General features: G+C 66.8%; 10 protein-coding genes. 3 read left to right on the top strand and 7 right to left on the bottom strand.

The window, feature by feature from the left end; all coding sequences use genetic code 11:
• Window positions 1-9 precede the first annotated feature (9 nt).
• Entirely contained in the window at window positions 10-1116 is a 1107-nt protein-coding gene (locus K6L26_RS05145; protein ID WP_019343384.1) for a hypothetical protein, read from the bottom strand.
• Between the two features lie 163 nt (window positions 1117-1279).
• Here K6L26_RS05145 and K6L26_RS05140 point away from each other — a divergent pair, with 163 nt between their 5' ends.
• On the top strand, window positions 1280-1819 hold the full coding sequence (locus K6L26_RS05140; protein WP_019343385.1) for an Rv1363c family protein: 540 nt from the start codon (window positions 1280-1282) through the stop codon (window positions 1817-1819).
• Window positions 1820-1892: 73 nt separating this feature from the next.
• Here K6L26_RS05140 and K6L26_RS05135 read toward each other — a convergent pair whose 3' ends face one another.
• The 3 genes from K6L26_RS05135 to K6L26_RS05125 form a co-directional block, all read right to left on the bottom strand.
• Window positions 1893-2540: a universal stress protein gene (locus K6L26_RS05135; RefSeq protein WP_047036319.1), complete on the bottom strand. Its 648-nt coding sequence runs from the start codon at window positions 2538-2540 to the stop codon at window positions 1893-1895.
• Window positions 2541-2713: 173 nt separating this feature from the next.
• Window positions 2714-4816 (bottom strand): heavy metal translocating P-type ATPase, encoded by a 2103-nt coding sequence (locus K6L26_RS05130; protein WP_174682944.1) that lies wholly within the window; start codon window positions 4814-4816, stop codon window positions 2714-2716.
• Window positions 4817-4860: 44 nt separating this feature from the next.
• A complete protein-coding gene (locus tag K6L26_RS05125) occupies window positions 4861-5145 on the bottom strand; it encodes a DUF1490 family protein (protein ID WP_065063571.1) in 285 nt (94 codons plus the stop codon).
• A gap of 79 nt (window positions 5146-5224) precedes the next feature.
• On the opposite strand from K6L26_RS05125, the gene K6L26_RS05120 reads away from it, so the two are divergent.
• Together K6L26_RS05120 and K6L26_RS05115 are read left to right on the top strand one after the other, a co-directional pair.
• Window positions 5225-6235 carry a permease gene (locus tag K6L26_RS05120; protein WP_085140639.1) on the top strand — a complete coding sequence of 337 codons (1011 nt, stop codon included), beginning with the start codon at window positions 5225-5227 and terminating at the stop codon, window positions 6233-6235.
• The gene (locus tag K6L26_RS05115; RefSeq protein ID WP_221852807.1) at window positions 6232-6939 is read left to right on the top strand and encodes a TIGR03943 family putative permease subunit; all 708 of its coding nucleotides are present in this window, start codon (window positions 6232-6234) and stop codon (window positions 6937-6939) included. Before K6L26_RS05120 ends, K6L26_RS05115 begins: the two co-directional genes overlap by 4 nt.
• Window positions 6940-6968: 29 nt before the next feature.
• Here K6L26_RS05115 and K6L26_RS05110 read toward each other — a convergent pair whose 3' ends face one another.
• From K6L26_RS05110 to K6L26_RS05100, 3 genes are read right to left on the bottom strand one after another with little or no spacing between them, the layout of a single operon-like run.
• Window positions 6969-7754: an ABC transporter ATP-binding protein gene (locus K6L26_RS05110; RefSeq protein ID WP_245008692.1), complete on the bottom strand. Its 786-nt coding sequence runs from the start codon at window positions 7752-7754 to the stop codon at window positions 6969-6971.
• Window positions 7751-8767 carry a FecCD family ABC transporter permease gene (locus tag K6L26_RS05105; protein WP_036391502.1) on the bottom strand — a complete coding sequence of 339 codons (1017 nt, stop codon included), beginning with the start codon at window positions 8765-8767 and terminating at the stop codon, window positions 7751-7753. The genes K6L26_RS05110 and K6L26_RS05105 overlap by 4 nt, the downstream gene beginning before the upstream one ends.
• On the bottom strand, window positions 8767-9738 hold the full coding sequence (locus tag K6L26_RS05100) for an ABC transporter substrate-binding protein (protein ID WP_221852806.1): 972 nt from the start codon (window positions 9736-9738) through the stop codon (window positions 8767-8769). Before K6L26_RS05100 ends, K6L26_RS05105 begins: the two co-directional genes overlap by 1 nt.
• Window positions 9739-9749: the final 11 nt, after the last annotated feature.

Genomic DNA, 9749 nt, shown 5'->3' with positions numbered 1-9749 from the left:
GTCTTCAGGTCACTTGGCACGAACGATTCCCAGGTCGTACGCCAGCTCCGGGTTGCCCTTGCTCTTCCAGAGCGCCCCGTCCATGTAGAAGTGGTGCAGCACGAACATCAGCGGAACCGCGAAGATGACGGTGTCCAACTGTCCGGCGAGAATGCCCAGCAATGCCAGACCCGCCACATAGAGCGGTAGCGCCTTGCGCGTCGAGAGTCGGGCCAGCAACAGCTTCTTCTCGGCGGGGTCGGTCGAGGCGGCGAAGCGGGTGTTGTTCCTGGTCCAGTTGATCAAGTGGTACTGCAGGCTGTGGGTGGTCGTGGCGATGAGGATGAGCGCGAACAGGTCCGACACCAGCAGGTAGGACAGGTTGTACGACAGTGCCGCGATGACGAAGGTGGCCACCGCCATCGGAGGCAGTGCCGTCTGCCCGTCGCGCCGTAGCTTGACTTGTTCGGCGACCGCCAGGGCGAGCAGCACCGCGGCCACGGCATACGCGACGACGATGAGCGCGTCGGGAATGGGCGGCACCGGCACACTCAGGTTCGAGAACGGCAACCGGTGGCCGAACACCTCGTACTCCGAGAAGTGCAGGCCGTGGCTCGCCCGGTAGAGAACCGGAGCCAGGCAGGCGGCATAGAGCGCGTACTTGAGCCGGTTCCGGGGACCCTTGTACCCGTTCTTGGCTGCGTAGATGTTCATGATGCCGAAGTGCTGCTTGAGGACGTGAAAGACCTGCCAGTACGCCCAGATCGCCAACAGCGGCACCAACCACCCACCGAACCAGAGCACGCCCACGATCGTGGCGACGACTGCGAAGCTCAGCACGTAATGCAACCGGTACCGCGACCGTTCCCGCGGATCGAGCCACACGCGCACCGTCGTGGTCAACACGTGCGGGAGGTCGGACAGTAACGAAAAGGCCACCGCTCCAACCAGAAACACACCCTTGTGGCTTTCGGCAGCGAACAGTATCGCCGAAAGCAATGCCCCCAGACCGAATACGAAATAGATGTCGACCCGGCGACTGACGAACCATCCGGGGTGATGTTCGCCGTCTTTGAATCGCGGTTGCTGAGTGTCCGCGGCGGTCCCGGCCGTGCCCACGGGCGTTCCAGCGGCCATCCCAACTCCCTCTAAATGAAAATGGTTATCGTTATCGACTTAACGTAGGGTGAGCGCCGGCCGGTGTCAACGCCGACCTCACCGACGCTGCCAGAATGTGGCTCCCGCCACACGCGCGCGGGTAAATGCCTGCCCGAAAACAAGATTCGACGAGGAAAGCACCGTGAGGGCAACAACTGACGACGACACGACCGCTCCGACCGATACCGAAGCACCCGGCACCGGACGGCAGCGTCGGCTGTCGGTAGCAGCGGGCGCGGCGGTCCTCGTCGCGGCCACCGCGATGACAGCGGTACTGGGCTGGCAGGTGCTGCAGCTCCGGAAACTCGATGCCGCAGGCAGCCAGGCCCGAGCTGCGGCGACGTCCTACGCCGAAACACTGACGAGCATCGACAGCAGCAAGATCGACGAGAACTTCACCCGCGTCCTCGACGGCGCCACCGGCGAGTTCAAAGACATGTACGCGCAGTCCAGTGGACAGTTGGGCCGACTGCTGGCCGAGCACAAGGCCACAGCGCACGGCATGGTGGTCGAGTCGGCCGTCAAGTCGGCCACACCGGAGACCGTTGAAGTGCTGCTGTTCGTCGATCAATCCGTGAGTAACGCCGCAATGCCAGAGCCCCGACTGGACCGCAGCAGGATCAGGATGACCATGAAGAAGGTCGACGGACGTTGGTTGGCAAGCAAAGTCGAGCTCATCTGATCCGCCGCTTCACCCAACTCGTGATGCTGCTGCACCCAGACACGGTGATCGGCGCCCGAGGCGGTGCATCCAGCTAGCCGCGGGCTGCCGACTTCGTTGGCTGGGGTGTCAAGAGCACCGGAACCGGCGAATGCTGAACCAGGTCGGCCGATACGCTGCCCATGAGCCGGTTGGTCAAGCCTCGCCCACGCCTGCCGATGATGATGAGATCGATATCCTGCCGGTCCGCCAAGCTACGCAGCGTCTTTGCCGGGGGCCCGGCCAATACCTCGAATGAGACCGGTATCGAGCGGCCTTTGAGTACGTCAGCAGCCGCGGCCAGCCGCGCCGAGGCCGCGTCCACCTCGGCCCGGCCGGATTCTTCTGTGGCATCGAAGGACACCACCTCTGCGAGCACGATCCTTTCGCACGTCAACCCGAATAGCTTGGATGCGGTCGTCAGCGCTTCCTGCGACTCCGGCGAACCGTCCAATCCGATCAATATGCGTAGCCCTTCGGACGGATTTGTTCGCGGCGAGGGCGGACCGTCGGGACCCGCGAAGACAAGGCGGGAGCCATGTTCCGCGCGTTCCAATGCGATGGGAACGAACAGCGGACCCAGCACCACCGCGATCAACAGCCACAGCGGGTGGTGTCCACGACGGATCATCCAGAAACCCGTCACCAGGCCTGTGACGATCCAAAGCGCGGCGAAGGCGACCACAGAACCAAAGGAATTCATGCCTTCCATGGTCACAGGCCGGCCGGCATCAGGAAAGCCGCTCAAGTCCGATCCGCCGGGGACTTACGGCCCTATCGGCGGAGGTTTCCGGGCCGAACTCACCGAATAGCGCGCGCTGCCTGACAGAAAACGGTCGACGCCTGAACAACGATTTCGGCGCGGACGGGTCGGCGCTACTGGTCGAGTTCGTAGCGGATCAGCCGGGCACTGTTGGCCACCACGGCCACCGACGATGCGTTGTGCAGGACCGCGGCCAGTACCGGTGAGAGCGCGCCGCCGGCACCGACGAGCAGACCGATTGCATTCACCGCGATCGACATCGCATAGTTCTGCTGGATCACATCGACCGCCCGGCCACCCAGTGCCCGCACGTCGAGCAGTCGTCGCAAGTCATCACTGGCCAGCGCCACGTCAGCGGTCTCGACCGCCACATCGGTGCCGCCGAGTCCCATGGCGATGCCGATGTCGGCCGCGGCGAGTGCCGGCGCGTCATTGACACCGTCGCCGATGACAGCGACGGTGTGGCCCTCACTGTGCAGCTCACGCACCACGGCCAGCTTGTCCTCCGGCATCACCTCGGCGCGCCATTCGGTGATACCCAACTCCTCGGCGACAGCCGCCGCGGCATCGGGATGGTCGCCGGTCAGCATCACCATGCGGCGCACGCCGGTGGCCCGCAACGCCTGCAACACCCCGATGGCCTCGGGCCGGACCTCGTCGCGTAAACCGATGAGGCCGACCAGTTTTCCGTCGACGGCCAACAGCAACGGCGTCTCGGCACTGCGCCGCAGTTTGTCCACCCACTCCGAGGCCCGTTTGGTCACCCGGACCTTCTCCTGTGCCAGCAGCGAAGGACTGCCGAGCAACAAGGTTCGTCCGTCGGCCCGGGTACGCATCCCCAGCCCGACGAGCACCTCACACTCTTCGTGTGGAGGTATTTCGATGTGCCGCTCCTTGGTCGACCGGAGCACCGCGTCCGCGAGCGGGTGGCGGGCGTGGATCTCCGAGCTGGCCGCGTATGCCAGGACCTGCTCCGGTTCCCAATCCTTGTGGAAGGCAACCACATTGGTGACAATCGGACGCCCGATGGTCAACGTGCCGGTCTTGTCGAAGACGACGGCGTCCACGCGGCCGGCCTCCTCGAGGTGCGAACCGCCCTTGATCAGGATGCCGCGCCGGGCGCCGTTGCCGATCGCGGCGCTGATGGCGGTCGGAGTCGCCAATCCCACCGCGCACGGGCAGGCGACCAACAGCATCGTCATCGCGCGGCGCACGTCCCTGGTGACCACCAGCGTCAGCGCCGACAACAGGAACGAGGCGGGCACGAAGCGCCGCGAAAAGGTCTCACCGACAGTCTGAATGGGCGCGCGGTGATGCTGGGCTTCCTCGACGCGGGTGATGATCCGGCCGATGGTGGTGTGGCGCCCGACCGCCTCGGCGGTGATCACGAGTTTCCCGCGGACCACAACCGAGCCCGCGTACACCTTGGCCCCCGCCGTGACGGCGACGGGCAGGTTCTCGCCGGTGATCGCCGACTGGTCGACGATGGCCTCACCGTCGCTCACCACACCGTCGACCGCGATGGCGACCTGCTCGTGCACCACGACTTCGTCACCGACCCGCAGCCCGTCCACCGGAACCTCGACCTCGGTGCCGTCGGCCAGGCGCAGCCACACTGTGTCCTGAGTCCCCTGCAACAGGTTGGCGATCGCCCGCCGGGTTCGCCTCAGGGTGAGATCTTGTAGGTATTCACCGATATTGAGCAGCCACAAGACGGTCAGTGCTACGACGTTCTCCCGCAGCACCAGGCTTGCCACGGTGGCGGCCGAGACCAGGACGTCGGTGCCGGCGCTGCGGTTTCCGGTCAGCGTGCGCAGCGCACCGCGCAGGAACGGATAGCCGGTGAAGATCGTGGCCCCCGTCGCGAACATCCGACTGGTCGGACCGAGCAACGGCGGCCTGACGAAGGCATAACGCCGTACGCCCAGCAGCACCAGGGCGAGAGCGCCGACGGCCATCCGCAGTATGTCGGCGTTGTGGATGTCGGCCGAACGCGGCGTCCGGACCGGCACGAGGTGTCGCGCCACCTCTGCGGCGCTCGATATCGCCGCCATCACCGCGTCGCGGTCGCACCGCTTCGGCGAGTACCACACCACCACAGAGGCGGTCCGCGGATAAGCGTGAACGGCCCGCACGCCCGCCACCTGGTCGACAGAGTCCTCTATCGCGACGGCGCGCAGCGCGTCGCCGCGAAACCAGGGCGCGTGCACGCGCATCCGGCCCGCGGCGTCGGATACGACCTGAAGCGTGGCCACGACAATCAGTGATCGTGCGAATGCCCGGCATCGGCAACGGCCGGCGGCGGCACTTCCTCACCGATCCGTTCCCGCGCCTCGGCCATCACATCGGCGACCTTGAGCCGGGCCGACTCGGCGCTTTCCTCGGCTTTGCGGGCGCCGCGCAACGCCCACGCCGTCGTGGTCACCGCGGCTTCCCGGATCGGGGCCTTGGCCACCACCTTACGTAGACCGTCGTATGCCGCCACCCCGACCGCGCCGGTGACGACCGTTGTCGCTGCCTTAGCCAGCAAGCCATGCCACACCATCTGCACAGCCTAGCCCCACCGAATGAAAATGATAGTCATTTGCGTGCCGCACAGCCCGGTCCCAACCATGGCTGGCATCATGTCCGCCGTGGCCACGACTTCGGCAGCACTCCGGTGGCGGCCGACATCCATGCAGTTGCTGGTGGTCGGTGTCATCGTGCTGGCCTTGGCCGGTAACACGCTGCGCGGTTTGGTGGACGGCACACCGGATATCGCGACAGCGGCCACCGTGTTCTGCGGTGTCTTCGTGCAAGCCCTGCCGTTCCTGGCACTCGGTGTGATCATCAGCGGGCTGATCGCGGTATTCGTCACACCAGACCGGCTGGCCAGATGGCTGCCGAAACGTACCGGCGCGGCGATCCTGGCGGCAGGCATCGGAGGCGCAGCTCTGCCCGGGTGCGAATGCGGTTCGGTTCCGGTGGCGCGCAGGCTTTTCGGCGACAGCACCGACGGTAGCGCGGTGGGCGCCGCGGCCCTGACGTTCATGCTCGCGGCGCCTGCCGTCAATCCCGTCGTGCTGGTGGCGACGGCTGTCGCGTTCCCCGGCCACCCCGAGATGGTGGCCGCCCGCTGCGCGGCATCGCTGCTGACCGCGCTGATCATGGGCGCACTCTGGGCCAGGTTCGGCAGCCCGGCGTGGATCACCCGGCGCTTACCCAAGCCCCGGCACGGTGAAGGCTCCAAGTGGATGGTGTTCACCGAGGCGGCCCGCCACGACTTCCTCTCGGCAGCGTCCTACCTGGTCATCGGCGCGGCCGCCGCCGCCGCGCTGCACGTGCTGGTGCCGACCTGGGTCTACGAGCGCCTGGCCGGCCAGCTGATCCTCGGCGTGATCACCATGGCGTTGCTCGCCGTCGTGCTGGCGCTGTGTTCGGAGGCCGACGCGTTCGTCGCGGCCAGCCTCACCATGCTGCCGCTGCTGCCGAGGCTGGTGTTCCTGGTCGTCGGCCCCGCCGTGGACATCAAGCTGTTCGCGATGCAGGCCGGGATGTTCGGCCGGGCCTTCGCCAATCGCTTCGCTCCCGTGACCTTTCTGGTTGCCACCGTCGTCGCGACCGGTGTGGGGCTGCTGATCGTGGGGCCGCAGTGAGCCGGGAAACTGAGAACGCACTGTTGCTGCTGGTCGGCGTGAGCACCGGCATCATCACCCTCAGCGGCGCTTTCACCCGCTATGTGAAGCCGTCGCTGCTGCCCTATCTCGCGGCCACCTCGCTGCTGTTGATCCTGCTGGCACTGGCATCGATCGTGGCCGACATCCGGCATGGCGGCGACGAGCAGCACGCCCAGCACGACCATGCCCACCGGCGCGGCACCACCTGGCTGCTGCTCATCCCGATCGCCCTGCTGGCATTCGTGGTGCCACCGGCGATACGTCCGCAGGCCGCGTCGGTGGCCGAGGTGTCCACCGAGGTGCTGCGGCGACCTTTTCCGCCGCTACCCGATGGCCGCGCGCCGGAAATCTCGCTGCCCGACATGCTGGTCCGGATCGCCCAGGACAGTGCGGGCACGCTCGACAACCGCACCGTCACCGTGTCGGGTTTCACCATGCGCGACGGTGACCGCACCGACCTGGCCCGGGTGGTGATCATCTGTTGCGCCGCCGACGCCCAACTGGCCCGCGTCCATCTCTCCGGGCCGGCTGCCGCCGAGTTGGCCGGCTATCCGGACAACACGTGGATAAAGGTCGAAGGCACAGTCCCGGCGGGGCAGGGCGATTCGAGCAGAAGCACCGTCCCGACCATGACGGCCTTGCACGTGGTGCGGACCGATCCGCCCGAGCGTCCCTACGCCTAGCCTCGTGGTCTCGCCGTCCGCGTCGATGTTCACGGCACCGGCACCGCCGTGGGGACGACGGTGACCTGCGGGGTACCGGTATCGGTATCGACGGTGATCCGGGCCGCGACACCGTATACGTCGGCGAGCAACTCCACCGTGAGGACCTCCACGGGGGTTCCGGCGGCAATCAGCTTCCCGCTGTCGAGCACGCAGATCCGATCGCAGTACGCCGCAGCGAGATTCAGATCATGCAGCGCGGCGATCACCGTCGCACCCGTCTCGCGCAGCAGGCGCAGAGCCTCGTGCTGATGACGCAGATCGAGGTGGTTGGTGGGTTCGTCGAGAACAATGACGTCGGTGCGTTGCGCCAAGGCACGCGCGATGAGGACCCGCTGTTTCTGACCGCCGGACAACCGACCGTAATCGGCCCCGCGCAGGTCTGCGATGTCCAGCGCCGCCAACGCCGCGTCGATGATCTGGCGGTCCTCACTGTTGTCGGACTCGAAGGACCGCTTGTACGGTGTGCGGCCCATCGCGACCATGTCGAACGCAGTGAGCTCGAAATCGCCTGTGGCCTCCTGCAATACCGCCGCGACCCGACGTGCGGCCTGCTTGCCCGACAGCTTCCACACGTCGACATCGTCGACCAGCACCCGCCCGGCACTCGGCCGAAGCGCCCGGTACAGCGTGCGCAGCAGCGTCGTCTTGCCCGCCCCGTTGGGGCCCACCACGGCCAACACCTCACCCGCGGCCACGGACAACGAGACATCGGCGACCACCGGCTTGCCACGCATCGACACCGACACCGCGTCGAACACCACCCCGGCGGTCACATCCCGGCCTTTCGTCGCATCAGCCAGAGGAAGAACGGTCCGCCGACCAGAGCGGTCAGAATCCCCACCGGCAGTTCTTCCGGCGTGGCCACGGTCCTGGCCACGATGTCGCACAACACCAAGAACGCCGCACCCAGCAGGGCCGCAGCCGGCAGCGCCCTGCGGTGATCGGCACCGACCAGCAGCCGCACCACGTGCGGCATGATCAGCCCGACGAACCCGATGGTGCCGCTGACCGCAACCATGGCACCGACCATGAGTGCCACGACGACGAACATCGCCGCCCGAAACCGGTGCACGTCCAATCCGAGCGAGGCCGCCGCCTCCTCCCCGGTATAGAGCAGGTTCAGCGATCGGGTGACGGCCAGCAGCACCATGATGCCGACGAGGACCGCCACCGCAGGCACCCAGACCATGCGCCATGTGGTGCCGCCCAGGCCGCCCAGCATCCACCGCACGGCGGCCTGGGTCTTGTGCGGATCGTCGGAAGTGACGATCAGCAGGCTGGCCACCGCGGACAGCACCTCTGCCACTGCCACGCCGGCCAGGATCAACCGCGCCGTCGTCATCCGCCCACCCGAGCGGGCCAGGAAGTACACCGCGACGAGGGCCAGGAACGCCCCGAGAAAAGCCGCCAGCGGCACTGTGAACACCTGCAGCGCACCGGCACCGAACACCAGGATCACCACCGCGCCGACCGACGCTCCCGAGGAGACCCCCAGCAGCATGGGATCGGCGAGCGGGTTGCGCACCACCGCCTGCAGTGCCATTCCGCACGCCGCCAGGCCGGCGCCGACCACCGCGCCCAGCACGACCCGGGGCAGCCGGGCGTCGAGAACGATGGATTCCCGCACCGCGGGCCAGCTCTGCTCGACCAGTCCAGGATGCACGGAGTGCACCACGATGGCCCAGACCTGTCCCGGCGCGATCGACACCGAACCGATCGCGACGCCCGCGGTCATCGTGATCAGCAACAGCCCGGCCAGCGCGGCCAGGGTCAGCCGGTAGGACATCACACAAACCGGTCGGGGTGCAGCTGTCGGGCCAGGGCATCGACCGCCCGGCCCACTCGCACCCCCACCACCACAGACGACAACGGCAGCACCGCGAAACGCTTGTCGGCGATGGCCGGAACGTGCTGCAGCAGAGGATGTTCGGTCAAAAACCGTTTCTTGTCCTCGACCGGCTGGTCACCGTAGTCATAGATCACGATGGCCTCGGGAGCGCGCTCGGCGAACTGCTCGAACGACACGTCGCCCCACACCTTGGGCACATCGGCGAACACGTTGACGCCGCCGGCCGCCTCGATCATCAGGTTGCCGATGCCCTTACCGCCTGAGGTGAACACCGTGGCCTCGCCGCTGTCGTAGACCGCAACCCGCACGGGCGGGACGCCCCGCAACGGCGCCTCCGATCGAGCCAGTTCCCGATGCAGCTTCTCGATCTGCTGCTCTGCACGGTCCTGGATTCCGAATATGGTTCCAAGATTGCGGATTTCGTCGTCCACGGTGGACATGCTGACGGGCCCGGGCCGACAGTCCTCGATATTGAGGTAGGTGTGCACCCCGGCATCGGCCAGCCGTTGACGGCCGCGGCCCTCCTTCTCGTCGAACGCGCTGTCCCAGCCGCCGTAGACGAAATCGGGTTCGACAGCCAGCAACGACTCGTAGGACGGATACTCCTCGGCCAGAACCGGAACCCGGTCGTAGGCGGCCTGGTATTCGGGCAGGATCCGGTCGTCGAGATAGGACGTGCCGACCATCGATTTGTCCAGGCCCAGCGCCAGCAGCACCTCGATCGCATGTTGATTGAGCGCGACCGCGCGGGTCGGGGGCCGGTCATAGGTGGTGCTGACGCCGCAGTTGTCCACGGTGACCGGGAAGCCAGGTGGTGTGTGGCGTGCGGTCTCGGTTGCCGCAGTCGAGGCGCACCCCGACACCATCAGCGCCGACGCCAGTCCGGCGATCAGCCAACGAGCAGCCATGGGCGTACCCA

Source organism: Mycobacterium farcinogenes (assembly GCF_019739075.1).
In the GTDB taxonomy this organism is placed as follows: domain Bacteria; phylum Actinomycetota; class Actinomycetes; order Mycobacteriales; family Mycobacteriaceae; genus Mycobacterium; species Mycobacterium senegalense.
The sequence above is the reverse complement of the archived record's forward strand: the minus strand, read 5'-3'. Positions and strand labels throughout refer to the sequence as shown.

Bases quoted from the DNA above. Each gene is read 5' to 3' on its own strand.
- K6L26_RS05105 (WP_036391502.1), bottom strand. From the start codon at position 8,767: ATGTCCTACCGGCTGACCCTGGCCGCGCTGGCCGGGCTGTTGCTGATC.
- K6L26_RS05135 (WP_047036319.1), bottom strand. From the start codon at position 2,540: ATGAATTCCTTTGGTTCTGTGGTCGCCTTCGCCGCGCTTTGGATCGTC.
- K6L26_RS05125 (WP_065063571.1), bottom strand. From the start codon at position 5,145: ATGGTGTGGCATGGCTTGCTGGCTAAGGCAGCGACAACGGTCGTCACC.
- K6L26_RS05145 (WP_019343384.1), bottom strand. From the start codon at position 1,116: ATGGCCGCTGGAACGCCCGTGGGCACGGCCGGGACCGCCGCGGACACT.
- K6L26_RS05100 (WP_221852806.1), bottom strand. From the start codon at position 9,738: ATGGCTGCTCGTTGGCTGATCGCCGGACTGGCGTCGGCGCTGATGGTG.
- K6L26_RS05130 (WP_174682944.1), bottom strand. From the start codon at position 4,816: ATGCGCGTGCACGCGCCCTGGTTTCGCGGCGACGCGCTGCGCGCCGTC.
- K6L26_RS05120 (WP_085140639.1), top strand. From the start codon at position 5,225: ATGTCCGCCGTGGCCACGACTTCGGCAGCACTCCGGTGGCGGCCGACA.